At 72.4% G+C, this 25,726-nt stretch carries 17 protein-coding genes and 1 pseudogene; 15 read left to right on the top strand and 3 right to left on the bottom strand.

The features are described 5' to 3' along the window. Positions 1-14: 14 nt before the first annotated feature. Positions 15-665, top strand: coding sequence for a thymidine kinase (locus ACGFYV_RS04705; RefSeq protein ID WP_393876890.1), 651 nt, complete (start codon positions 15-17; stop codon positions 663-665). Positions 666-772: 107 nt separating this feature from the next. Here the strand turns inward: ACGFYV_RS04705 and ACGFYV_RS04700 are convergent, their stop codons facing one another. After that, positions 773-2,470: a multicopper oxidase family protein gene (locus ACGFYV_RS04700; RefSeq protein ID WP_393876889.1), complete on the bottom strand. Its 1,698-nt coding sequence runs from the start codon at positions 2,468-2,470 to the stop codon at positions 773-775. A gap of 321 nt (positions 2,471-2,791) precedes the next feature. Further along, positions 2,792-2,944: a hypothetical protein gene (locus tag ACGFYV_RS04695; protein WP_393876888.1), complete on the bottom strand. Its 153-nt coding sequence runs from the start codon at positions 2,942-2,944 to the stop codon at positions 2,792-2,794. Between the two features lie 457 nt (positions 2,945-3,401). Here ACGFYV_RS04695 and ACGFYV_RS04690 point away from each other — a divergent pair, with 457 nt between their 5' ends. Beyond that, positions 3,402-3,779, top strand: a complete 378-nt coding sequence (locus tag ACGFYV_RS04690) for a nuclear transport factor 2 family protein (protein WP_180360588.1) — start codon at positions 3,402-3,404, stop codon at positions 3,777-3,779. 74 nt (positions 3,780-3,853) lie between these two features. Here ACGFYV_RS04690 and ACGFYV_RS04685 read toward each other — a convergent pair. Then, positions 3,854-3,955: pseudogene (locus tag ACGFYV_RS04685) on the bottom strand (IS630 family transposase); the annotation flags it as partial. A gap of 186 nt (positions 3,956-4,141) precedes the next feature. Here ACGFYV_RS04685 and ACGFYV_RS04680 point away from each other — a divergent pair. The 13 genes from ACGFYV_RS04680 (at position 4,142) to ACGFYV_RS04620 (ending at position 25,723) form a co-directional block, all read left to right on the top strand. Next, complete coding sequence (locus ACGFYV_RS04680) at positions 4,142-4,684, top strand: hypothetical protein (RefSeq protein WP_393876887.1); 543 nt, start codon at positions 4,142-4,144, stop codon at positions 4,682-4,684. A 94-nt stretch (positions 4,685-4,778) separates the two neighbouring features. Further along, the gene (locus tag ACGFYV_RS04675) at positions 4,779-8,471 is read left to right on the top strand and encodes a CHAT domain-containing protein (protein ID WP_393876886.1); all 3,693 of its coding nucleotides are present in this window, start codon (positions 4,779-4,781) and stop codon (positions 8,469-8,471) included. Next, positions 8,455-9,135, top strand: a complete 681-nt coding sequence (locus ACGFYV_RS04670) for a hypothetical protein (protein ID WP_393876885.1) — start codon at positions 8,455-8,457, stop codon at positions 9,133-9,135. Before ACGFYV_RS04675 ends, ACGFYV_RS04670 begins: the two co-directional genes overlap by 17 nt. Next, positions 9,135-9,812 (top strand): RES family NAD+ phosphorylase, encoded by a 678-nt coding sequence (locus tag ACGFYV_RS04665; protein ID WP_393876884.1) that lies wholly within the window; start codon positions 9,135-9,137, stop codon positions 9,810-9,812. Before ACGFYV_RS04670 ends, ACGFYV_RS04665 begins: the two co-directional genes overlap by 1 nt. Positions 9,813-9,870: 58 nt before the next feature. Beyond that, positions 9,871-11,019: a hypothetical protein gene (locus ACGFYV_RS04660; protein ID WP_393876883.1), complete on the top strand. Its 1,149-nt coding sequence runs from the start codon at positions 9,871-9,873 to the stop codon at positions 11,017-11,019. Positions 11,020-11,485: 466 nt separating this feature from the next. Continuing rightward, a complete protein-coding gene (locus ACGFYV_RS04655; protein ID WP_393876882.1) occupies positions 11,486-13,618 on the top strand; it encodes a hypothetical protein in 2,133 nt (710 codons plus the stop codon). A gap of 33 nt (positions 13,619-13,651) precedes the next feature. Further along, entirely contained in the window at positions 13,652-14,860 is a 1,209-nt protein-coding gene (locus ACGFYV_RS04650) for a hypothetical protein (protein ID WP_393876881.1), read from the top strand. Then, the gene (locus ACGFYV_RS04645; RefSeq protein ID WP_393876880.1) at positions 14,857-17,361 is read left to right on the top strand and encodes a hypothetical protein; all 2,505 of its coding nucleotides are present in this window, start codon (positions 14,857-14,859) and stop codon (positions 17,359-17,361) included. Before ACGFYV_RS04650 ends, ACGFYV_RS04645 begins: the two co-directional genes overlap by 4 nt. Then, positions 17,358-19,037, top strand: coding sequence for a sugar kinase (locus ACGFYV_RS04640; RefSeq protein WP_393876879.1), 1,680 nt, complete (start codon positions 17,358-17,360; stop codon positions 19,035-19,037). Before ACGFYV_RS04645 ends, ACGFYV_RS04640 begins: the two co-directional genes overlap by 4 nt. Continuing rightward, complete coding sequence (locus tag ACGFYV_RS04635; protein WP_393876878.1) at positions 19,034-20,971, top strand: VWA domain-containing protein; 1,938 nt, start codon at positions 19,034-19,036, stop codon at positions 20,969-20,971. The genes ACGFYV_RS04640 and ACGFYV_RS04635 overlap by 4 nt, the downstream gene beginning before the upstream one ends. After that, positions 20,971-21,648, top strand: a complete 678-nt coding sequence (locus ACGFYV_RS04630; protein ID WP_393876877.1) for a 4Fe-4S single cluster domain-containing protein — start codon at positions 20,971-20,973, stop codon at positions 21,646-21,648. The genes ACGFYV_RS04635 and ACGFYV_RS04630 overlap by 1 nt, the downstream gene beginning before the upstream one ends. Next, positions 21,645-23,081, top strand: coding sequence for a hypothetical protein (locus ACGFYV_RS04625; RefSeq protein WP_393876876.1), 1,437 nt, complete (start codon positions 21,645-21,647; stop codon positions 23,079-23,081). Before ACGFYV_RS04630 ends, ACGFYV_RS04625 begins: the two co-directional genes overlap by 4 nt. Beyond that, the gene (locus ACGFYV_RS04620; RefSeq protein ID WP_393876875.1) at positions 23,078-25,723 is read left to right on the top strand and encodes an AAA family ATPase; all 2,646 of its coding nucleotides are present in this window, start codon (positions 23,078-23,080) and stop codon (positions 25,721-25,723) included. The genes ACGFYV_RS04625 and ACGFYV_RS04620 overlap by 4 nt, the downstream gene beginning before the upstream one ends. Positions 25,724-25,726: the final 3 nt, after the last annotated feature.

Here is a 25,726-nt window from a genome sequence, read left to right as displayed (position 1 = left end):
GTGCTCAACCCCTCATGCCCGAGCTGGCCTTCTTCTCCGGAACGATGGACTGCGGAAAGTCGACTCTGGCGCTCCAGATCGTCCACAACCGGTCGGCCCGGGGTCTGCAGAGCGTGATCTTCACGCGGGACGACCGGGCCGGCGAGGGCAAGCTGTCCTCGCGTCTTGGCCTGGTCACCGAGGCGGTGGAGGCGACCCCGGCCATGGACCTCTACGCGTTCGTGGTCGAGTGCGTGTCGCGGGGCGGCAAGGTCGACTACGTCATCGTGGACGAGGCCCAGTTCCTGCTGCCGGACCAGATCGACCAGCTGGCCCGGATCGTGGACGACCTGGACCTCGACGTGTTCGCCTTCGGCATCACCACCGACTTCCGCACCAAGCTCTTCCCCGGCTCCCAGCGGCTGATCGAACTGGCCGACCGAGTCGAGACGCTGCAGGTCGAGGCGATGTGCTGGTGCGGCGCCCGCGCCACCCACAACGCGCGCACGGTGGGTGGCGAGATGGTCGTCGAGGGCGAGCAGGTCGTGGTGGGGGACGTGCGCGGGGCTGCGGAGACCGTCGGGTACGAGGTGCTGTGCCGCCGTCACCATCGCAGGAGGGTGACGAGCGCGACGGCACGTGCGGCGGCGCTGTCGCCCGACGTCCTGCCGGTCACGCTGGGCTGACGCGAGAACCCGGGCACGAGGCCTGAGCACGAGGCCTGAGCACGAGGCCCAGGCCCGATGACCCCCCGGATGCCCCCTTCACCGCCGTCGGGCGCCGGAACCCGGGATCAACCGGCCTCCGGTTCCTGGACGATGGTCCACGGCCGCATCAGGTCGTCACATTCGTGTTCGAGGATGTGGCAGTGGTGGATGTACGTCGCCGGCAACTCGGTGCCGCTGCCCGGGATCGACGCGATCGTGCCCGGGACGTCGAAGGACTGGATGATCCTGGTCACCATCCCCGAGTAGACCCTGACCGTGTCCTTGTAGGACAGCGCCTCGTCCGGGTCCGGCGGAGTCGGCGGGCCGGTGAAGTAGTCGGCCAGCACCGGCTTGCCCACCGGGGGAAGGCCCTGGGCGACCCACTTCTCGTAGTCCGTCTGGAAGGCGGTCGCGTCGAACGGCTGCCTGTCCAGCACCTGGAAGTTGACGAGGTGGACATGGACCGGGTGGGCGTCGCGCTGGGGGTTGATGTACTCCCAGATCTCGGTCGAGCCCACCTTGACGAAGTCGTCGCTCGGAGCCATGAAGGGCAGCGCGTTGAAGGTGAGGGTCTCGTTGACTGACGGCTGGTAGATGACGAATTGCCGACGGGGCGTCTGCGGCGTCGGCCGGATCGGGACGACCGGCGGCAGGGAGAGTGCCTCGGGCGGTGTCGTCCAGCTCGCGCCCGACAGCCTTTCGGTCACCTGGAACTGCATGATTTCCGGGATCTTCGGGCCGTTGCCGTCGGCGAAGTGGACGGGCGCGTCGAAGTTCTCCAGCGTGACGTTCGTACCCGGGGGGACCCGGCTGAAGTCGACGATCAGATCGATCCGTTCGGCCGAACCGATCAGGATGTTCTCCAACCGCAGCGGGGAACGGAAGCCGTCGTCCGTCCCGATCAGCCAGAACGGCAGTGTCTTCGTGCCCGCGTTGAACCGGAGCCGCCAGATGCGCGAGTTCGACGCGTTGAGGATGCGCAGCCGGTAGCGCCGCGGCTGGACGGCCAGGAACGGGTAGGCCTTCCCGTTGACGACGGGGGTGTCCGCGCCGTCCACCTGGGCGAGGGTGTAGGCGAGCGAGCCGTCCGAGTGGAACGTCCGGTCGGCCAGGATGAGGGGAACCTCGAACTCGCCTTCCGGCAGGCCGAGCCTTTTGTCGGCGGGGTCACGGATGAGGTAGGCGCCGGCCAGCCCCGCGTAGACGTTGAGGCTGGTGATGCCGATGGCGTGATCGTGGTACCAGAGCATGCAACTCGTCTGCTCGTGGTTGGTGTAGCCGTAGATCGCTTCGTTGGGCGCGGTCCGCTCCGGATCCAGGGTGGCGTAGCCCTCGCCGTGAACGCCCTGCGAGGAGAACCACTGCAGCGGAAGACCGTCGGACTGCGGCGGGGTGAAGCCGCCATGATGATGCACGACGTTCCATACGCTGAGCCCCTTCGGCAGATGGTCGGGGCTCTCCTTGTGCAGGGTGTCGACCCTGTCCTGGAACAGGTGGGTGGTCGGCAGCTCGGTGCGGTACTTGACGACCGTCGGGCAGTCCTTGGTCGCGACGACGGTCGGCCCGAGATAGCCCATGCCGATCGGATTGCCGGGATCGGACGGGTTCTTGGCCCAGTAACCCCACACGGCGCCTGCCCCGAGATCCCGGTGGAACTGCCACGGACGCTGCAGCATCGTGAGTTCGTAGTACTCGGCGCCCCGGTAGACGGACCGGTCCGGGACGGCCGTCATCAGCCGGGGGAGCGGATCGACGTACTTTTCCAGCGGCGGAGTCTTCGTCACCTCCGGGTCAGCGTGGTCAGCGTTTCCCGTCCCGTGACCGGGCGACGCGTACGCCCGAACTCCCTGAAGACCGTGCGGAAGCAACATGGCCGCGCTTCCGACGGTACCGGCCCTGAGGAACTGCCTTCGCCCGACCATCGTCTCTCGCCTTCTGCAGCCTGGGTGACGTCCAAGAGATACAGGCCGGGTTCGGAGCGTGCTGGGGCGCGCCGGTCGGATCTGCCGAAATCACCCGGACGACCTGCGAGTTCCCGGTTGAGCGGCGGTGAATTCGACGCCCTGCCCGGCCGGGTTCGTGCGCCTGGGTTCTGTCGTCAGATGTCACGCCCACAGCAGCAGGGCTGCGAGGATGAAGGCTGCTTGGTAGGACTCGGTGGTCTTGTCGTACCGGGTGGCGATGCCGCGCCACTGCGGCCAGGTGCGGATCGCCCTGGAGCTGTAGCCCTTGTCACCCAGGACGTGCGAGGGCCTCACCCGCGGCCGTCCCGGGCCGGTGCGGGGCACCCGGATTTGCTTCCATCACGGCGGTGAACTAGGTGCAGTCGTTGGTGTTGCCGGGCCGTGGGCCACGCTGCACACCCGTTTTCGCCGGTGGGCGGCGGACGGCACGTTCGAACGGATGCTCCGCGCCGCCCGGTCCCGGGCGGACGCCGCCGGCGACATCGACTGGCTGGTGTCGGTCGACACCTGGCCTGCGACGGCGTGGGCCGCCCGCTCGCCTTCACCGTCACGGGCGCAACGACACGGGCAGCAACGGCCGGACGAACTCCCACTCGGCATCGGACAGTTCATGGCGACGTATCACCCTGCCGTGATCCACCACCGAAGATCATTTGAAGACACGGCCTGGTGCTGTGACCGGGATGGTCAACCGTGATCGGAAGGCGGCTCGCGGGACGAGCGCACGCGAAACGGCTGGTATTACTGGGGCATGCAGGAAGAGACCGCACGCTCCGCGATCGACACGTTCATCTCCGCGTTCAACGCCTCGGACGACAGCTATGTGACTGCCCTGCTCTCCCAGGCCCTGACCTCAGACGTGGTCTTCTGGGGGCCGTTGGGCCGCAGCGAAGGAATCGCGGCGGTCGAGCGGTTCGTGCTGGACATCCGACGCCACCCGGCGGGGACCGGCACGATGGTGCGCTGCTCAGCGGTGGACATGCCTGACGAATGGGCCCGGTACCAGTGGGTCTTCACCACGCCGGATGGAGGCCCCCGGCTGGCGGGAACGGATGTCGTCCATCTGCGACGGAGCCTCATCGACCAGGTCATCGTCTTTGCGGGGGAGATCGAGCCGTTCGCCTCCTGAGTCGTCCTTCTGTCGCTGTCCTTCTCCTGAACTTGCCCCGTCGGCGTTCGGGGGCCGCTGTTCGCGGTTGGTCAGGCCGCGGTGTTGGCGGTGCCCTTGCGGCGGCGGTTGACGCCCCACAGGCGGTCCTTGCCCACGGAGTAGCAGCCGTGGAAGTAGGTGACGCCGTGGGTGCGGCGGACTCCTTCCGTCACGACCACCAACCCGGCGAACCTTCACGGTCACAGCACCAGGCGCCGTCCGTCGGCCCTGCCCGGATGGTCGGTGGCGGGCCGAACTTGGGGCGATCCTCGGGTGGGGGTTCACACGGGGAGAGGTCCGCTGCTTCCCTGGCCATGTGCCGGGACACGGAGGGAGGCCGCGTGGACGTCGGTGGCGCGAGCGGCCTCCTGGTCGCGGTCGTGGGAGTCGTCGGGACGCTGCTGTCCGCGTTGTTGACCCAGCGCGCGGCGGACCGTAGCCGGCAGCGCGAGCAGGAGCGGGCCGAACAGGTGCGGGCGCGGCGCGGCGAGGCCCAGGAACTGCGGTCGTGCTACGTGGCGCTCAACACGTCGGCCCGGCAGTATCTGGCCGCGCTCACCGACCACGTGCACGCGCTGGGTCACGAGGGGGACCTGCGGTCCGTGCGGCAGCGGCTGACGGAGGCGCGTGACCAGCACCGGGACGCCTACGCGGAGGCGCAGATGAGGGTGCCGGAGCGCGTGCTCGAACTCGCGGGCGGCCTCAGCCGTGACCTGGGCGCGGTGTACGGCATGGTCCGGCGCCTGGACGACGGTGTGCCGCGAGCGGGGGACTCGGCTGCCGCCGTGCAGCGGAGCATCCACGCGCTGTGGGGCGGGCTGCGGGAGATGCGTGGCGCGATGCGGGCCGATCTGGGCGCGTCCCGGGCGGATTTCGGGCGTTGAGGAGGAGAAGCGGCGGATCTCGTCGCCGTACGTACGGCGGATCGGCATAGTGGCTCTGTTGCCAAGGGCGGTCGAGTCTCGGGGGAGATGCAGGATGCCGGTGAGCGACGAGGAGAGCGGCGGCGTTCAGGGGCTGCGGGTCTGGGCGGCGGACGCCGCGGAGCGGGTCAGGCGGCTGACCCCCGCCGCGGGCGCGAGAGGGGTGCCGCCCCGGGCGTACGACGCGTCGATCGACGAACTCGGGCAGCTGGCAGGGCTGCTGGACCACGACCCCGCTCTGCGCAGCGCGGTGAGCGTATGGCTGGGCGGCGCGCTGGCCATGCGGCACTCCGCCGGGGGCGGTGAGATCGGGGACCGGGAGCGCGCGGAGCGGCTGCTGCGGCAGGCGCGGGACCGCGGGACGGCACTGGGAGCGGTGGCGGGCGAGGAGGAGCGGCGATGGGCGGCACTGTTCCTGGTGGCGATCATCACGCCGGTACGGTCGCAGCAGGGCGGTTACGGGGACGTACCCGACCTCTCCGCCCTCGTCGACTGGGCCACACGGGCGGGACCCGCCGGGATGACGGCCTTCACGACGGAGCTGGAAGAGCTGACCGAGGAGGTGCTGGAGCTGCCGTTGCCGCCGGATTTCCTGGCGGAGCTGCGGCGGATCGCGGGGATCTTCTCGACTCCTCCGGGGGCGGAGTACATCGACCTGCTGACCAGCATGATGCCCGCCGGGGATCCCGGCACGGACCAGCTGCGGCGGATGATGGAGCAGGTCTTCGGTATGGCCGGTGGCCGTGCGGGCGGGCCGGCGGAGACGTCGGGACCTGACGCCTCGGGACCTGACGCCTCAGGACCTGACGCCTCAGGACCTGACGCCTCAGGACCTGACGCCTCAGGACCTGACGCCTCAGGACCTGATGCCTCGGGACCTGATGTCTCGGGACCTCGCAGGAGTCCGGATGCCGAGCCAGCTCCTGATCCCGGGCCGCCCTCGCCTGCGCCTCCGTCCTCGCCTCCACCCTCGCCCCCGGAGCCGGAGCCGGAGCCGGAGCCGGAGCCGGAGCCGGAGCCGGAACCGGAGCCGGTGCCCAGGCTCACCCCCGACGACATCCGTCGCCTCGCCGCCGGCCTCGACGCCGTGAACGCCACCTCGCACGGCCTCGCCGACGTGCTGGAGAGCGGCGATCCCCAGGCGTTCAACAAACTTCTTCATCAGCTGAGTTCCGTACAGAAGGATCCGCCCCCCGGGCCGGACCCGACCTCGGGAATGGAGGCCCTGAGGGCACTCCTGCTCAACATCAGTCCCGCCGCCGGCGGCGCGATCCAGGACCGGGCGGCCGGCCGCGCCAACCTGGAGAAGATCGTCAGCTACTTCGAGAACCTCGAAGGGGCGCTGCCTCCGGGCGTGGCGGATCCGGCCGCCCTGGGGCGGGCGATGGCGCTGTACTCCAAAGTCCTCGACGCGGGGGAGTCGGAGGACGTCCAGGCGCTCCGGGACCTGGTGGACGAGGCGGAAGCGTTGGAGAAGACCGTCCCCGAGGGCCATCAGTTCCGGTTCGTGGTCCTCGCGACGCTGGGTGCGGCCTACGGCAGGCTCGCCACCGTCACCGGGGACAACGAACTGCTCCTGCGCGCCCTGCCGTACCTGGAGCAGGGGGTGTCCGGTGTCAAGGAGAGCGGCCTCCCGTTCGCCGACGAGATGACCCTGCCGCACGTGCCGGACCTCGATCTGCTGCGCGCCGCACTCACCGGCGACACGACGCTGTTGCACGACGTCGTCCCCTTGCCCCCGAACGCCTCCACGACGGACCTCCACAACTCCGCTCTCTCTGTGGCCGTGCACTACTCCCTCACCCATGACCCGGCCCTCCTGGACCGGCTGATCGGCGAACTGGAGCGGATCCGTGACCGCGTGCGGGAGGGGAGGGCGCCGCGGATCGCCGCCGAGTCGCTGTGGCAACTGGCCATGGCGTACCGCGAACGCGGGGTCCTCAACCAGGACGTCAAGGACATCAGGGCCCTGGAAGCCGCCAAGGAGGCGCTGACGACGCTCGCCGCCGACGTCCTCCTCCAGTCCGGTGCGGAGCACGGACTGCTGACCGCCCGTTCAGGGTCGAGCAGGGGTGTGCAGGCCGCTCTGTGGGCGGGCTCGCAGGGACGGCTGCACGAGGCCGTGGCCGCTCTGGAACTGGGCCGGGCCCTGGTGCTGCACGCGGCGTCCGCCTCGTCCGCCGTACCCGAACTCCTCGACACGGGCGGGCACCACGATCTCGCCGAGGCGTGGCGGGCGGTCGGCGCGGCCCAGGTCCCCGGGGCGGCCGACGACGACGGCGTACCCGACGAACTGCCGGGCACGCTGCGCCGCCAGGCCCTCGAAGCCCTCGGCTACCGGCGGGAGGGCGGCCTGCCCGGCACGCCCACGCTGAGCGAACTCGCGGACGGGGTCGCGCACAGCGGCGCCGACGCGCTCGTCTACCTGGTCCCCTGCGAGGACGGGGACGCCGGCATCGCGATCGTGGTGAGCCCGGTGCTCGGTGTCGGGCTCTGGGTGCGGCCGCAGTTGTCCGGCGCCGAGAGCGGCCCGCTGGAGCGCTACCTCGACGCCACCGCGGAACGTGACGCCGCGGCACGCGACGGCATGTCACATGACGGCGTGTCACGCGACGGCGGACGAAGCGGCACGTCCGCCGAACAGGCCTGGGAGGAGGCCCTTGAGGCGCTCTGCGACTGGGCCTTCCAGGTGCTGGGCCCCGTGCTCGCGGATCTGGACAAAGGGCTCGCGGCCGACGGCCGGCCGCTCAGGCTCGTCCTGGTGCCGTGCGGCCGGCTCGGCATCGTCCCCTGGCACGCCGCGCGCTACCCGGACGGCGCACCTCACAGGTACGTCTGCGAGACCGACGTGATCAGCTACGCGGCGTCCGGCGGCCAGTTCCTGCGTACGGCGGCCCGCGCACCGCGCGATCCCGCCGCCGCCCCGGTCCTGCTGGCCGACCCGACCCTGGACCTGACGCATGCCGAGGTCGAGGTCATGGCCCTGAGGGACGCCTTCTACGGGCAGGCCCGGATGTGCGGGGGGATCTTCGAGGTGCCCCAGGAGGAGCTGGTCCCCGGCACCCCCGACGACGTCCTCGCGTTCCTCGCCGACGGGGCCTCGCTGCTCCATGTGGCCTCGCACGGATCGGCGGGGACGCGTCCGACGGTCTCGGCCCTGCATCTCGCCGCGCCCGAGTCCACCGGGGACACGCCCGCCGAAGAGGGCGGACCGGAACCGGAACCGGAACCGGAACCGGAACCGGATGCGGGCCTGCTGACGGTGACCCGACTGCTCGACCGGACGACCCCGCAACAGGCGGCAGAGGACGGGCCGTTGGTCGTGCTGAGTGCCTGCCAGACCGATCTGAGCACCCGCGACCACGACGAGGCACTGACCCTCACCACGGCGTTCGTCTCGGGCGGAGCGCGGGACGTCGTCGGATCACGCTGGACGACCGCCGACAGCGCTTCGGCGCTGCTGATGGCGGTGTTCCACCACTACCTGACCGTCGACGGGCTCAGCCCCGTCGACGCGCTCAGGGCCGCGCAGCTGTGGATGCTCGACCCGAACCGCGAGAACCCGGGCTCACTCGGCGGTGAGCTGCTGCGGCAGATGCGGCGACCGGATCTCGCCCGGATCCCGCTCTGGGCCGCGTTCATCCACCAGGGGCATCCGGGCCCGGGCGGAACGAAGCCAAGGGAGAAACCAGGAAGGCCAAGGGAGAAACCAGGAAAGGAAGGGGGAACGGATGAACGACGGTCGTGAGAGTTCGGCCGGCCGGCTGCTCGCCCTGATCGGGGAGCACCGGGCCACCATCCGCGAGGCGCTCGACGACGAACAGCACGCCCTGCTGCTCGCCAGGCTGGCAGCCCTCACCGAAGTGGCGTCCACGGACGACAAGGCGATCCGCAGGGCGCTCCAGGGCGTCCGCCTGGCCCTGTTGCCGCTGCCGCTCGACCATCCGGTGCGCGTCGCGCTGGACTCCGTCCGGCTGGTCGCCGCGCCGCCAGGCCCAACTGCCGTGGCCGGGGCGCGGGAACTGCTGGCGCTGCTGTCGAGCCCGCCGCCGTCACCCGGCCCCGAGGCCACCACCGCGCAGGACCGACTGCTCCTGGCGCAGGCCCTCTCGGCGGAGGAGGCGCGCGCCCGGTGCGGCGGCGCGGCACCGCCTCCCGAGCTGATCAGGCTGCCGGATCCCCAAGGCCGCGACCGCTACCCGGAGTTCCAGTTCACCGCAGGAGGCGGCGACCCGTACGAGGTCGTCCTTGAGGTCAACCGTCTTCTCCTCGCGGACATCGACCCCCGGGGCGCCGCGGCCTGGTGGCTCAGCGGGAACACCTGGCTGGGCGGGACACCTGTGTCGTTCCTCGGCCAACTGCCCGACCAGCGGCTGGTCGGCGCGGCCACCGCGCTGGTGGAGGGGGACTGATGACCGGCCTCTTCCCCATGACCGGGCTGGAACTGCGCCCCGTCCGCCATGTGATCGCGGCCGGCACGGAGTTGTGGCGGGTGCACAACACCAAGTACAGGCCGCACGAGTTCAACCCGAACCTCGCGGACCCCTTCGAGTTCAGGAACGGCAACCGCTTCGACGGCACGCTGCTCGATCCGTACCACTGCCTGTACCTGGCCGACACCCCGACCACGGCCCTCGCCGAAAGCGTGCTGCGCTCCCGGCCCTTCGAACCGTCGGCCGGCAAGCGGCTCATCCCCTACGCCACGGTCTGGCGCCGGTCGCTGAGCGTGCTGCGCACCAGGTGCGAACTGGTCCTGGTCTCCCTGATCGAAGCACCCGATCTGGCCGCCGTCTGCCAGGATTCCACGCTCTTGGAGGACGAGAGGAACTACGTACAGGCGAGGCGCTGGGCGAGCGAGATCCGCGCGCAGGCACCCGACGTCATGGGCCTGATCTGGCAGTCCCGGCACAACCGGCCCCAGCACGCCCTGGTGCTCTTCGGCGACCGGTTCGACCACGGCGACGGCGGGCCGCTGGAGGTGCTGGCGGAGAAGGGGATTCCGGAACTGGACTCGGACGCCGGCATCGACAGGGCGAACCAGCTCCTCGAACCGTTGCGGTCGGAGATCTCGCGGCCGAGGAGGCAGTGACGTCCCGGGGCCGGTGGTCCCGCTTGTCCGTGCGTGATGCGTGAGCGATGGTGAACGCATGGCATCGTCTCTTCCTGATCACGCGTCACTTCTGGCCGAACTCAAGGAAGTCAGACGCGCCGGGCTGGTCCGGCTGCGGGGGCGTGCGCTGCCGGCTCTGGAGTCCGCCGCGGAAGCGGTCACCGGGTCCGCCTCCGCCTCCGACTCTGCGTCCGCCTCTGCGCCTGCCTCCGCCTCTGCGCCTGCGTTTGCGTTTGCGTCCGCGTCCGGAAGTCCGGGTGCAGCCGTCGAGGCGCTGCTGAGGCTCGCCGTGTCGCGCCTGGACGCGGGCACGCTGCGCACCGCCGCCGAGTACACCCTGGGGCTGGCGCAGGGCACCCGGGACTGGCCGGCGTCCTCGCGTCGCACCAGGGCGGCCTCGGTGTACGGGGTGAGCGTCGAGCGTTTCCGCAAGGACCACGAGGTGATGGTCCTCGGGCAGGTCGCCGAACACATCGTGCGGCTGGTGCCGCGGGAGAGCGGGACGCCCCGTACCGGCGAGGACGAGTGGAGCGCCGGCGCGCACCGGTCCGTTCAGGTCCTCGCCGGCGACCGGCAGGTACGGCTCACCCTCCATGTGCACCCCGTGGACCTGCTGCGGGACGTGGACGTGGTCGTCTCCCCGGTCAACGTCCATCTCGCGCTGCCGGAGCCGTACAAGTCCTCGGTCGCCGCGTCGCTGCGCAGGGCGGCCTCCGTGCGCGGCGTGACCGGTGACGTGCTGGACGACCCGCTCCACGACGAACTGCGCAAGTGGGCCGCCCGGCACGGGACCGCGGGACGCGCGGTGCTGCCCGGCACCGTGGCCGCCACCGGCTCGGGGGCCCTGGCCGCACAAGGGGTGCGGCGGATCTACCACGCCGCGATCGCCGTTCCCCGGGCCGGAACCAATGACTACGACGTGCTGCCGGCCGACGTCACCCGGTCGGTGTCCCGGGCCCTCGCGCTGCTGGCCGAGGAGAGCGACCGCCACACGCCGCCGCTGCGCTCCGTGTGCTTCCCTCTGCTCGGCTCGGGGCGCGGCGGGTTGCCGTACCGGGTCAGCCTGGCCGCCGTATGGGCCGCCGTCGAGGCGGAGTTGGCGCGTCGAGCGCCGTGGGACGTCCACTTCGTGGTGCGCGCCCCCGAGGCCGCGGCGCTCGTCGAGCGCATCCCCGCCGGAATATGACCGGCCCGCGACCGATGCCCGCCCCGGCGACGCGCTGGAATGGAGGTACGTCCCTCCGCTCCGTAGGAGAAGAAACCGGGGGCTACGGGGATGCGGAGCGGAGGGATGGACGGTGGGGCCATGGAGTGCGACGCCTGGCCGGTCGCGGAGCTGAACGGCCGAAAGACCGGTATGTGTATTCCGCTTACCTGGCTTACTTGGCTTCCCCGGTTTCCTTGGTTTCCCCGGTTTCCTTGGTTTCCCCGCACGGTGAATTGGCGACGGGAGTCGGAGTATGGGGTTCCGGTAGGTGAATCCGGATGGGCTTGTCAGCGGATTGTCGATGATCTGTGGAACCCCGGAATTGATCATGCCGTCGTGCCATCATGATGCGTTCCTGGAACGGGAGTTGCGTGAGGTGGCCGTCTACGGCCGCCGGGGCGGGGCGGTGGCTCGGACCGAGACGGGGAGTCGGGGGAGTGGACAGATGACGGGGGCCTGTGATCCGCAGCACGCGTGCCCGGTGTGCGCGACCCCGGATCAGCCGGGCGACGTCTGCGCGGTGTGCGGATGGCGGCTCCAGGACGACCCGGTACTGGGGGAGTTGACTGCCCGGGACCTGGAGGCCGCCGGGGTCGCGCTCCTGGCGGCCGAACACGCCTGGGACGTCCGGGCGGCGGCGCTGTCGGCCCGGCACCCGGACGGTGCCGCGCGGGTCGCGGAGGTGACCAGGGGAGGTCCGCCGAGGGCGGACGAGGAAGGGCCACGCGTGGCCGGTGCGTCCGGTGCGTCCGGCTCCCGGATCCGGTCCGGGAGCGGTGGTCTCCTCGATGGCCTTCACCGGGGCCACTTCAAGGAATTGTCGTTCGTGGAATTCACGGCCGACGGGCTCCACATGATCAGGGTGACCGTCGGGGAGGCCGGAATCCCGCTGCGGAACGACGCGGGAAGCATGACATGGCGCTTCGCCGTACCGTCGTTTGATTCCGATGACGACGTGTGCCGTTTTCAGCTCGCGGGAGGAATAGGCACCCTGCCGCCGGTGGACCGCCGGGAATTCGACGCCGCCGTGCTGAAGTGGCTCAGGGCCTGCCTGCCGGCGGTCCCCGATCCCCCGGTCGTCCTGCTGCGGCCCCCGCCCGGCTGGGAGTTGCTGGAGCGTGCGGCCGTCGCCGCGCGGGACGCCTGCGCTCCTCGGGTGGAACTGCGCGCGGACGGCACGGAGCCGGCGGACGGCACGGAGCCGGCGGACGGCACGGAGTCGGCGGACGGCACGGAGTCGGCGGACAGTACGGAATCGGCGGACGGCGCGCCGCGCCGTCGTACGACAGCCGACGCGGTACGGCGTCTCGTGCGTACCCTGCCGCTCCTGGCCGACCACACGCTGCTGCTGGCCAGGTACGACCGTGACACCGGCGCCGTGCGTCCCCACAGCCACGTGCTCTTCCCCGCGGGACTCCGGCTCCGTTCCGGCGAGACGGAGACCGCCGAGGTCACCGTGCACGGCGGAGTGAGCGACCGCGACGCCCTGTACCTTCCGGTGCTGGCCGGCGTACCCGGCCTCGACGGGGCCGGTGCCCCGGCCGTGAGCGTCCACCGGGTCGAACTCGGGGCGCTGGAACAGGCCCGGCTGACCTTCGCGCTGCGCGGACCGGGAGAGGTGGACCTCGTCGCTCCCGCTGCCCGCGCGTCCGGAGGGCACACGGACCCGGCCGCCGTCGACGTGCCCGGTCTGCTCTCCTCCCTGCCGCGGCGGATCGCGCCGCCGCCACGGCTGGAACTGTTCTTCACCGTCGAGCTGAGCGGCGCCGACCGGAGCGAGACCGAGGAGCGCCTCACCTTCGTGCGGGACGTCGTCGGCCTGCTGGCCCGGCGGGATCGCGCGGGCACCGCGATCCGGGCCGGAGCCGTCGGCCACTACGACCACACCGTCTACGAGAGCGCCTGGGCCGAGGAGGGCATCCTGCTCCAGCCCCCCGTCTCCCCACGGCCGCCCGCCGAGCTGGCGGCCGTCCTGGACGGCTGGTCGCACGCCCGGCGGCGGCAGGACGCCGTGTCGTCCCTGGAGGACGCGCTGCGGGAAGTGGCCCGGCTCGCCTCCGAGAGCCGCCGCGCCGCCGAGGGCCGGTATGCCTCTGAGGGGCGGCCCGCCGCCGGGGGCCGGCCCGCCGCCGGGGGCCAGGGCGCCGCCTTCGCGGCCAAGGGCGCCTTCGACGGCCGGGGCGCTTTTGAGGCCCGGGGTGCCTTCGACGGCCGCGGCGCCTCCGACGTGCACAGGGTGGTCCTGGTCGTCGCCCGCCGTCCGCCCGCGCCGGCCCGCCAGCACGGCGTCGTCCCGGCCTGTCCGCACGGCGTGGACTGGCGGACGGCGCGCGGGCGGCTGCGCTCCGACGGCTTCCGGGTGATGACCCGGGTGGATCCCCCGGCCGGCCCGCCACCTGCGGATCTTGCGGCCCGGGACGCCCGGCGTTACGCCGACGAGGTCTGGCAGGACCTCGGCGGCGACGGCGTCTTCCGCCCGGACGCCGACTCGGCGGCAGCCGTGGTCCGCAGCCTCGCCCCGCCCTGGCGGGTGGACGGCCCGGACTGCCGTCTCGCCTTCGCCGTCCCGCTCGTGTGACACCGTCCCGCGTTCCCGGTACGAGGAGAGTTCATGTCCGACCTGTACGACCCGAACAAGCCGAACAAGCCGAACAAGAAGGAGTCCGGCGGCCCGGAGCCGGACCCCACGAGCGCGCCCCCCGGAGGCGGCCGTCCGCCGCGCATGCCGCCGGGGCCGCCGCCCGCGCCGGGAGCGGGCGACGCCCCGGAGCCCATGCCGGTACCGGACGCCGTGGCGGTGCCGGAGCCCGAGCGGATCCCGTCCGCCGGCCAGGCGAACGGGACGGCCGCGGACCGCATGAGAATCGGGCTGTGGGGCGCGCCCCGCTCGGGCAAGACGACCTATCTGGCCGCCCTGCCGATCGCCGCGATGCAGTACCAGCGGCACAACGACGGCAGCTGGAACATCGCCGGCATGACGAAGGAGGCCATCGACTTCCTCGCCCAGGGGATGGACCTGCTGACCCGGCAGCGGGCCTTCCCCCCGGCCAGCATGGGCGTCCAGGGCATGGCCTGGTCCGTCGAGGGGCCGGAGAAGAAGGGAATGCTGGGAGTGCGGACCCGGCGGCCCAGCTTCGTGCTGGAGATCCAGGACGTGGCCGGGGAGGTGTTCCGGCACGATCATCCCCAGCAGCCCCAACTCGTCGGCCATCTCGCACGGTCCCACGGGCTGATCTACCTCTTCGACCCGGTCGGTGACGCCGAAGAGGCCACCGAGAGCTTCACCTACCTCCAGGCGACCCTGAACCAGCTGACCGCGAAGGTCCGGGACCGGGGCGAACTCGTCGGCGGCAGGCTTCCGCACCATGTGTCCGTCTGCATAGCCAAGTTCGACCACCCGGACATCTTCCGGCCCGCGGTGGAGGCGGGCTGGGTCGTCCAGGACACGGTGGGCTCACAGCTTCCCCGCGTGCCCCGCGAAAGGAGCGAGGAGTTCTTCCAGTGGATGTGCGAGGAGTTCCGCGGCTACAACGCCCGGCTGGTCCGCGACGCCCTGTACTCCCACTTCGACCCCCGGCGCATCTCCTACTACGCGGCCTCCGCCGTCGGCTTCCGGCTGAACCCGCAGCACGTGTTCGACTACGGCGACTACGTCCAGCCGGTCTCGGTGGACGGGACACTGCGCATCCGCACCTCCCCGGTGCCGATCAACGTCCTGGAACCGCTGATCGACCTGGAGGACCGGATCTACCGGGACCGCGGCCGGGACCGCGGCCGGGATCGTGTCCGGGGCGGGCGGCTCGGAGGGAAGCGACGGTGAAGGAGGGCCTCGGAGAGGGACGACTGACCGCCCACTGGGCGGTGCTGGGCAAGCATCCGGGGCAGACCATGGGCTACGAGGTGCTGCGGAGCAGCCTTCCCGGCGACCGGGCGGGCACCTACCTCTGGAAGGCCTCCGCCACCGGCGCGCCCGGCGGCCGGGACCCGCTGGGCGAACTGCCGTGGCGGGTGTTCCTCGGCGGGACGGACGCGCGTCCGGAACCCGTCTGCGCTTGCGTCGAGACCACGTGGGACGGGGCGACCGACGGCACCGGCGCCCCCAGTTACACCTGGAGGCTGACCCTGCTGGACTGGGCGGAGGCGGGCCGCGCCGCCCTGACCTGGTCCGGGATCGACCGTGCGCTGCTGTCGGATCCGCCGGCTCTTCCTGGCGACGCCGTACCCGTGAGTGTCGCCGTACCGCGCACGGATCCCGCTGAACTCGCCGAACTGATCGACCAGTTGGGCTTCGACTGGGCTCTCGGCGTGGCCGCGCTGCTGCTCGCCGACCGGCAGGTGGCGATCACACCGGGACCGGGCGGGGCCCTGCCGGACGTCTCCGGCCGCGTCCGCGTGCTCGACGCCGTCTGCTCCCTGCTGCCGTACGCATGCCGGGCCTGGCTCAGCGCCGCGACCTGGACCGGGCAGGCGCAGCACGACCTGAGGCTGTTCTTCGCGTCCGCGGCACGCACGGGGCAGATCGAGGCGGTGCTCGGCGCGAGCCCGCCGGACGAGCCGCGGGACGAGACCGCCCGGGTCTATCTGCACCGGCTCCGCAGGCTGCGGGCGAAGACCGGTGACACCACCGCGATCGTGGAGTACCTGCTGACGGCCACGGAACCGGTCACGGCCCCACGCCCCGGGCAGGCGCTGCGGGTTCTGCGCGAGGCCGACCTGCTGGACACCGTGGCCGAGGAGATCCGGTCGGGCGGAGGCGAGACCGAGGACGTCGGGCGGGTCCTGGGACGGTATCCGGCCGCGTCGCTGGACGAACGCCGGCTGCGCGTCCTGACCCTCTTCCTGGTCGAAAGCGCGGACAAGGGCGACCGGGGCGCAGGGCGCCTGCTGGGGGAGCACTGGACCGAGCGCGCCGGACTCCTGCTCGTCCAGGAGGTCCTGGCCGCCGCGGCCCCGGCCGAGTCCTTCGAACGGGCGAAGCGGTATCTGGGCGTCATCCACACCGCCGTCGAGGCCCACCGTCCCGGCAGCTTCGACGAGGTGTTCGACTCCCTGGTCGAGGCTCCGGAACTGACGCCCGAATGGACCGGGACGCTCATCTACATGGCGGACAACGAGTGGGGCCGCAGCACCGGCACGGCGGACCGCCTCGTCGTGAGCCGGCCCGCCGTCGGCAAGGCATGGCGCAGGTGCCTGCTGGATCACCAGGACCGCAGCCTGGCACCGCTCCACCGCCTGGTGCAGCGGGCACGGGACGACACCGTCGCCGACGCCACCCCCGGCTGGCTGCGTTTCGCGGCCGTGCTGTTCGGCGATTCCCAGGCCCAGGCCCCGGCCACCGCCACCGACGCGGCCGACTTCGCCAGGGCCGTCGAGGGAGGCTGGCGGGTCAGCCTGGAGATCGCCCAGGCGCAGGGGCGGCCGGAGGTGCTCGGCCCCATGTGGCCGGGGCTCTGGAGTGCCGCGTACGCGTACACCGAGCGGGGACTGAGGGAAGCCGTGGAGCGGCTCGTCCCGGCGCGGGAACCGCAGCCGTCCGGGGGCGTCGCGGCCGACGCCGACCTCTTCTGCGCGGGGGTCCGAGGCGGAGCCACGCCGGGGATGCCTCGGCTGGAACGGCTCACCACGGAAGAGGAGTTGGAGGAGTACGCGTCTCATCTGTACCGCCGGATCCAGTCCGACGGAGAACTGAGGAGACTGGCGGCCGAGGCCCTGCTGGGCGGGAAGCCGTCCCCCCACACATGGTGGGTGATCGAGCGGCTGAACCACGCGCTGCCGGACACCTTCCTGCGTGACCTGTGCCAGGAACTGCACCGGCGGCTCACCGGAGGGGCCAGGCCCCTCAACGACCTCGAAGTCCCCGAGTACCTCATGGAGGAGCTGGCGAAGCGGTACGACCTGAGATGGCTGCGCCCGGTCCATGCCTTCCGGAAGGCGGTGAGGGACCAGGCGCCGCACCCGGAGTTGGCCCGGATCATTCTGGAATCTCGCGGACAGGGCGGGATCCCCGCACTGCTGCGGGAGGCGATCGCCGTGTGGACACGCGAGTGGGGACCGTACAGCCTGGAGCAGGTCGCCCTGCACATGGACGCCCTGGCGACGGGCATGCCGGGGCTGGAACTGTGCGTGGCCGTCGCACGCGGAGACGGAGAACTGCGTGAGCTGCTGATGCGGCACAGCGAGGCCCAGCAGGCCCGGCACGAATGGATCCTGGCGAAACTGCGGCGTCGGCCCGAACCGCCGGACGCGGCGCCCGGGACCGGGGCGGAGCGCCAGGGTGTCTTCAGGAAGTTGCGCGGGCGGATTCCGGGGGGATCCGGATGACGACTCCCCCCGCTTCCCACGCCATCGCCATCGATCTGGGTACACGCTTCCTCCGGGTCGCGCGGACCGGCCCCGACGGGACACCGGAGCTGGTGGAGCTGCCCGGGACGGTGCCCGGAGAGGGGCTGCCCACCCCGGCCGGGGTCAGCGGTGACCGCGGGGCCGCGCTGAGAATGGCGTACACCAGGTACCGGGAGCAGTGCGGTACGCCCGGGAAGGTGGTGCTCGTCGTCCCGCCGCAGGAGAGGGCCGTACTGGCGCGGGAGTGGGCGGTACCGCCGCAGGGGCGGGTCGTACCGCCCGGGGACGGCGGGATGCCGCGGCCCCGGCTGCTGGACACCCCGCACGCGGTGCTGGCCCTGCTGCGGCACGCGGGCACCCGCCTCACGCCCCGCCTGCTGGTGTGCGACCTGGGCGCCTCGGCGGCCGAGGTCACGGAGTGCGCCGTCGCCGGCGGGTCCGTGGCCGACGGGTCCATGACCGGCGGGTCCGTGGCCGACGGGTCCATGACCGGCGGGTTCGTGGCCGGCGGGTCCGTGCCCGGCAGGTCCGTGTCTGACGGGTTCGTGGCCGTGGTCCGGGTCGCCCGGTACGCACCCGCCGACGACGGCTACGGCGCGGCGTTCGACGCGGCCGTGCTCGCCGGGGCGGGATTGCCGGACGACGACCCCGACGTGCTGCGCGAACTCGGCCGGGCCAGGGCGAGGAACGCCCGGCGCATCGAGGTCGCTCTGGACCGGATGGCGGCCCGCCCCGACCGGGCCGACCGGTTCGCGGACACGGTGGTCCACGAGGTGGCCGGCCGGGAGATCACCGCCGGGCTGGTGCACCGGGCGCTGACCGGCCTCACGGACGGCCTCGACCGGGCCCTGGACGGGCTCACGGGCGGCACGCCGGGAGTCGGGGCCACCGGCCAGGACCCGTCCCGCACACCGGTGATCGCGGTGGGGGGTCCTGCCCGGTCCGGGGCGCTCCTGCGGCATCTGACCGGGCGTCTGGGCCGGTCCGTCCCGGTGCCCGGCGGCACGGACCCCGCGCTGGCCGCGGTGTTCGGGGCCGCCCTGGTCGCCGGAGGTCACATCGACCCGGCCGACCGCTATCCGCACGCCGTGGCGGTGCGCGTCCACCGGACCGTGGTGGGACGGCCCCGGGACGGGGAACTCCTGGTCAGCCCGCCCGGCACGCTGGAGCCGGGCGGAGCGACCGTGTTCGCCGAGGCCGGCGGGGAGCGGGTGCGGGTGCGGACCGGACCCGCCGACGGGACCGGCGGGACCGGCGGACGCGACGTCCGGATCCTGGTCCGTGCGGCCGGGACGGGCGACGCCGCCCCGGTCGGCGTGGTGCGCGTCCCTGTGTCCGGCGAGGGTGTGCGCTTCCACCTCGGCGTGCGTCTCGCCGCCGACGGCACGGCCCGCCTCGTCCTGCAACCGCTCGGCCGCGGCGGCCGGTCCAGCGAACGCCGCGGCCTGTCCGGCGGGCGCAGCGGCCGGTCCGGCGAGCAGGCGGCCGAGGACCGCGTGCTCGCGCATCCGCCGCCCGAGGAGTTCCCGCTGGGCGTCCTGCCGATCGATCTCCGGTCCGATTCCCCGGCCGATCCTCCGTCCGATTTCCCGCCCGATTCCCCGTCCAACTCCCCGTCAGACCCCACGCACGACAGTGAGGGAGCACGTACGTGAAGCGATCCGCCTGGTCACCGCGCGCGGTGACCGTGCTGCGGCGGGGGGCCGCCGTGGCCGCCGCCGCCCTGCTGGCCGTCCTGCCCGCGAGCGCCGTTCCCGCGACCGCCGTCCCGGCGTCGACCGCCGCCGGGACGGCGCCGGCCCGGGACGAGATCTACCGGGAACTCGGCGTGGCCGATCAGCCGGTCGACTATGTCGTCCTGGTGGACACCTCTGGTTCGATGGCCGCCAAAGGCCGTTACAGCACGGTGCGTTCGACCCTGCGCACCTTCCTGGGCGGGCTGTCCCGCGCCGACCACGTAGCCCTGATCACCTTCGACGACCGCCCCGAGGAGCGCTACATCGGAGCGGCCGGCGACGCGGCGAAGATCGTCTCCCGGCTGCCCAAGGCACCCGACCCGTCCGGGGGGACCGACCTCGGGGCCGCTGTGGACCAGGCGCTGCGCGAACTCGAACGGACGGACGCCGCGGACGTCGCCTCCGTGGTCCTGCTGACCGACGGCCGACACGATCCGCCCCGGGGGTCCCGCTACCCCAGGTCCTCCGGCGCCCCCTGGGACAAGCTGCGCCAGAGGGCCCAGGCTCTCTCCAGGCGCACCGAACTCGCCGGTTACGCACTGCCGTTGGGGAGCGGTGCGACCGGTGCGGACCTGCTCGGGAAGGTCGTGCAGGACACGGTCGTCCTGCGGCCGGACAGCATCCAGGACCTCAGTGCCTATCTGGAGCGGGCCGGGGACAGCACCCGGGCCCGGTCGGCGGCGCGTCTGCTCGCCACGGACACGGGGAAAGGCGTGACGGCGTCGTGGACGGACACCGGTGTCCGCGACCTCACCGACGGCTCCGCCACCGCCTCCGTCACCTTCCGGTCGGCCACCCGGCACGTGCCGCTGACGGTGAGCGGTGTGCGGGTCTCGGCGGACGGGGTCCGGGTCGGCGTCACCGGGGTGCCGGGCCGGCTGACCCTGAAACCGGGCGAGTCCCGGAAGTACACCGTCCGGCTGGACGGGGGCCCTCGGGCGAGTGGGCTGCCCTACCGCCGGACCGAGGACGCCGGGGCCGCGTTGCGGGTGTCCGGCACGGTGTCCTCCACGTGGCAGCGGGCGCTCACCCCCGACGTGGACCTGAAGATTCCGGACGGGGTCGGCGTCACCGGCGATCCCATGGCGGTGCGGGCCGAGGTCGGCTCGGCGTACTTCCTGCCGTCCGTGTTCGTGGCGCTCGCGGCGGCCCTGGTGCTCGGGTGGCTGTGGTGGCGAAGCGTCAACCGGCCCCCGCTGCAAGGGGTGTTGACGGCGGTTCCCGTGTTCGGCGTGGAGATCCCGGACCGCATCGCCCTTGCCGGGAGGCGGGTGGGGTTCCGGTCCCGCGGAGGCGGGCAGGGCACCGTGCACGGCCGACGCCGCAGGACGGCCGACGGGCCCCGCGTCGATCTGCTGATCCGCTACACGCCGGCCGGCGCGTCCGGACGACCGGACCTGGTGACCTGCGGGCCGGGCGGCCAAGTCGTCCTGGGCGGCCTGTCCTTCACCCACTTCCCGAACGAACCGGCCTCCGGCCCTGGCGCCGGAACTGCCCCCGGCGTTGACGCTGGTCCCGGCGTCGGCTTTGGCCCCGGCCCTGGGCCCAGCCCCGGCTTTGGCCCCGGCCCTGGGCCCAGCCCCGGCTTTGGCCCCGGCCCTGGGCCCAGCCCCGGCTTTGGCCCCGGCCCTGGTCCCGGCGCCGGCTTTGGCCCCGGCCCTGGGCCCAGCCCCGGCTTTGGCCTTGGCGCTGGCCCTCGCCCCGGGACCGGTCCCGGCCCTGGCTTTGGAGCTGCCCCCGCCCCCGGACCCGCCCATCCCGGCCCCAACCCCAACCCCAACCCCCATCCCGGCCCCAACCCCAACCCCAACCCCGGTCCCGGCCCCGCCGCCCCAGGCACCGGGTGGTCCTGATGCCCGCTGCTCAGCCCCTGCTCAACGTGGCGGCCACGCACGTCGGTACCCGGGTGCTCGGGCCCGGGACCCGGTCGGTGGTGTGGGTGCAGGGGTGCCCGTTCCGCTGCGCCGGGTGCGTCGCACCGGAGTGGATTCCCGATCGCCCCGCGCGGCAGGCCGACCCCGGGGAGCTGGCGGCCGAACTGCTCGCCGATCCCCGGGTCACCGGCCTGACCCTGTCGGGAGGCGAGCCGATGCAGCAGGCTGCCGGGCTGGCCGCGCTGGTCCGGCGGGCGCGGGAGATCCGGGACGTCTCCGTGATCTGCTTCACCGGCCACCGGCTGGAACGGCTGCTGGCCCGGCGCCTGTCGAAGGGCGTACCGGACCTGCTCGCCGTCGTCGACGTGCTGATCGACGGACAGTACGTGGCCGGGCTGAACGACGGGCGCGGCCTGCGCGGCAGCACCAACCAGCGGATCCACCATCTCACCCGGCGGCTGGCGGACAGCGGCTACGACTTCGCGCACCGGGCCCGCGACGCCGAGATCGCCGTCAACGGCCCGGAGACGCTGCTCATAGGAGTGGCGCCGCGAGGCTTCTCCGCGGTGTTCGACACAGCCGTCGACAAGGTGCGCACCGGTATGCGCGAGGCGGACACCGGCAGTCCGGGTCCAGGAGAGGAAGGACGGTCATGAGCTGCAGGAAACGCATTCAGGTGGACCAGTCGGACTGGTACCGCCTGCAACAGAGGGCGCGCCAGCTGCGGGAGGTCAACCGGGACATCCCACGGCTGTTCGCCGATGTCCGGGCACAGACCCAGGCCGAGATCGACCGGGCGTTCACCTCCGTGACGGAACGCCAGCGCCGCCAGCAGAAGGCGGTCGACAAGCTGAGCGAGCAGACCCGCCGCCTGGAGGCCGAGACCACCAACCGGCTGCGCGAACAGGCCGACCGCCTGCGCCAGGAACTGCGGGAGACGGCCGGCCGGATCGAGCAGGACACCCGGCAACGGCTCGAAGAGCAGCGCAGGGAGACCGAGCGCGCCATCGCCGCCGAGCGGGCTCAGCGCCGCGCGGAGATCACCGAGCTGGCGGGGAGGATCGACGAACTCGAACAGGACCGGGCGCGCGCCGAGGCCACCGTACGGACCTGGCTGGCGGACGCCCGCACCATGGCCGGGATGATCGACGGGGAGTTGCCCCACGACCGGTACGCGCCGGGCCGGCTGGACCGGCTGCGCCGCCGGCTCACCACCGCCGAGGAGACCGCCGTGGCCGGCCGCTTCGACGCCGCTCTGGCCGTGGCGCAGGAGGCCTTCCACGAGCTGAGCGATCTGCGGGTGGACATCGAGCAGCGGGAGTTCGAGCGCTGCCTGGCCCAGAAGGAGGCGGTCGAGGCCCTGGTGCGGCTGGAGGCCGTCGCCGAGGAGAACCGGCAGCGTCCCGTCGTGGGACCGGATGCCGAGGTCATCGACGGTTACGTGCTCGATGTCGCGCACTGGTCCGAGGGCGAGTACGACCGGGTACGGCAGGAGACCGCGCAGGCGCTCGCCCGCGCCCGTGATCCGCAGACCGACACGGTGGATCTGCGCGGCCTGCGCGACGAGGAGGCGCCCCGGCTCGAACGGAGCCTGGGCGACGCCGTCGAGAGGGCCGGGATGCGCCAGCTCACCTCGCAGATGAGGGTGAACCTGGCCGACGTCGTGGCCGAGACACTCACCGAGATCGGCTCCTACGACCTTGTGGAGAAGGAGTCCGGATACGTCGGCGGCGATCCGCGGGGAGCGTTCCGCGCCCGGCTTCGCAACGAGGCGAGCGGCAACGAGATCACGGTCGAGATCGAGCAGGCCGACAAGGACTCGGACCAGTGCGTGATCCGCGTGGTCTCCCACGACTACGACACCACCTCCGAGGCCGAACTGCGGGACCGGGCCGACGCGGTGTACCAGGCGCTGCGGGAGCAGGGCGTGCCCGTCGGGCTGGTCGCGTCGACGCCCGTCGCCGAGCCCCACCCCCCGGTCCTGCCGACTCCCGGCACCGGGGTACGACCGGGTACCGCGGGCCCGTCGGTCCCCTCGCCCGGGGAGCGGCCACGGCACCCGGCAGGCCCGGAAAGCCCCGGCACATGAACAGGACGCCGACGAAGCACACCCCTCCTCCCCGTCCACCGGGGACGGAGCGCCTGGACCCGGCGGCCGTCCGCACCGGCGAACCCTTCACCGTCCTGCACGGGCCCGGTGTGGGCGACGTCTTCGTCGACAGCACCGCCCAGGTGTGCTCCATGGAGCAGGCGCTCTGGCGCATGCTGCGAGCCGCCGGGTTCGAGCGGATCGTCTTCAGCACCCTGCACAACCCGGTCTACTTCCGGGACAGGGCGTCACGCGACCTGTCCCGCCGGCCGGCCGGCCGTACGACGGAGACGCCCGGCCGCCGCGGCCCGCGCACCATGCGGCACACGAGTCTGAAAGGGCCCCTCGGCGCCAATCAACTGCTGGGTGCCGCACCCCGGTCCGCCACGGACCCCGCCCCGGACCGGAACCGGAACCTGGACCGGGTCCCGGACGTGGACCTGGACCGAGGAGCCGGTGCGGCCCGCGCGTCCGGGATCGCCGATCCGCTCGGGGTGATGACCCTCGCCGCTCATCTCCGCGACGCGAAACACCGTACGGCCGTGGTCTTCCCGCACGCGGACGAGCTGCTGGTCCACAACCGGGCCGGGCGGCAACTGGCCGGAGCCATGGCCGAGTGGGCGTCCGACACCGTCGAGGGGAACCAGTGGATCCTCGTGTTCCGCAGACTCTCCCTGAACCGGGTGGCCGAATTCCTGGCCGGTCTCAGAAGCTATCCGCAGCTGGAGGCCTTCGTGAACGAACGGCTGGATGAGCCGGGCCGCGGCGGCATCCTCCGGGTCGGACTTCCCGAGGCGGCGGAACTGGAGCGCCTGGTGCACTCGGTACGACTGCGCAAGGGGCTGCGACTGGAGTGGCAGGACCTGGACCGCGTGGTCCGGGCGATGACCGGCCGACCCGAGACGGCCCGCGTCTGGAGTGAGCGCCTCGATCAACTGCGGGCGGAGCAGACGCCGTTGAATCACCATTCGGTCCGCAAGTGGGTGGGAGGAGCCGTGTCCGACGAACGCACACCCTGGGAGCGACTTGCCGCGATGCCCGGTACGGAGGCACTGGTGCGGCGTTTCGAGAACATACGGGCCGAGATGGCGGCGACCGAGGAGCTGCGCGCCCGCGGGCTGGCCGCCGGCGGTGAACCGCCCGCCGGGCACCTGGTGTTCACCGGCAATCCCGGGACCGGGAAGACGACGGTGGCCCGGCTGGTCGGCGAGATGTACCGGGACCTGGCCGTGCTGAGCCGTGGCCACTGCGTGGAGGCGAAGGTCAGCGACCTGATCGCCGGTTACGTCGGCCAGACCGCGATACAGACCGACGCGGTGGTGGACCGGGCGCTGGACGGTGTGCTGTTCATCGACGAGGCGTACGCGCTCAGCGACCAGAGCGACGGCTTCGGCGACGAGGCCATCCAGACACTGCTCAAGCGCATGGAGGACGACCGTGGCCGCCTGGTGGTCATCGTGGCCGGCTACCCGGACAAGATGAAGGAGTTCCTTGAGGCGAACGTCGGTTTCCAGAGCAGGTTCCCGCATGTCGTCGAGTTCCCCGACTACGACCCGGACACCCTGAACAAGATCCTGCTGAACCGCCTGGCCGAGCACGGCCTGCGCCCCGCGGACGAGACGGCACAGGCGCTGCGGCAGATCGTGGAGGGCATGTACGGCTCCCGTGACGAGGGCTTCGGCAACGCCCGGGAGATGCGCACCCTCGCCGACGCGCTCCGCACCCCGTGGGCCGTGCGCGTCGGACGGGACGTGGAACAGCCCGTCATCGTCGACGACATCCCCACGAGGTACCGGGAGCATCTGCCACGCCCGGTGCCCGAACTCGCCGAACTCTTCGCCGAACTCGACCGGTACGTCGGCCTCGGGCCGGTGCGCGGGGAGCTGGAAGGACTCGCGAACCGGCTGAGGATGCGCCAGGAACGCGGCAAGGAGGCATTCGCCCCGCCCCACCTGCTGTTCACCGGTCCTCCGGGCACCGGCAAGACCACGGTGGCCCGGCTGGTCGGCAAGCTGTTCCGCGGACTCGGGCTCCTGCGCAAGGGGCATGTCGTGGAGGTGACCCGCACCGACCTGGTGGCCGAGTACGTGGGGCAGACCGCGCGCAGGGTCCGCGAGGAGGTCGAACGGGCGCTGGACGGCGTGCTGTTCATCGACGAGGCCTACAGCCTGGTCCGGGACACCGGGGGACAGGGGGGTTTCGGCGCGGAGGCCGTGGACACCCTGCTCCGTGAAATGGAGCACCACCGCGGCCGGCTGGTGGTGATCGCGGCCGGATATCCCGAGGAGATGGAGGAGTTGCTCACCTTCAACTCGGGGCTGCCGTCACGGTTCACCGCCACCGTGCCCTTCCCCGGCTACGCCCTGGACGATCTGGTGGAGATCCTCCGCCGGCGGGCCGCCGAGGCCGGCTGCACCCTCGGCCCCGGGACCGCGGAACGCGCCGGGCTGTGGCTCGGGGAGACCCGGAAGGCCCGTCCGACCTCGTTCGGCAACGCCCGGGAGGTGCGCAAGCTGCTGGACCTCATGGAGGACCGCAAGGCGACGCGGTGGAACCGGGGTGAGAAGGACTTCGCGTATCTGCCCGAGGACGTGCCGGATCCACCCGCCGGTCAGGGCTGGACGTCGGCCGGTCGGGGCTGAGCG

This window comes from Streptomyces sp. NPDC048297, from assembly GCF_043201585.1.
In the GTDB taxonomy this organism is placed as follows: Bacteria; Actinomycetota; Actinomycetes; order Streptomycetales; family Streptomycetaceae; genus Streptomyces.
The sequence above is the reverse complement of the archived record's forward strand: the minus strand, read 5'-3'. Positions and strand labels throughout refer to the sequence as shown.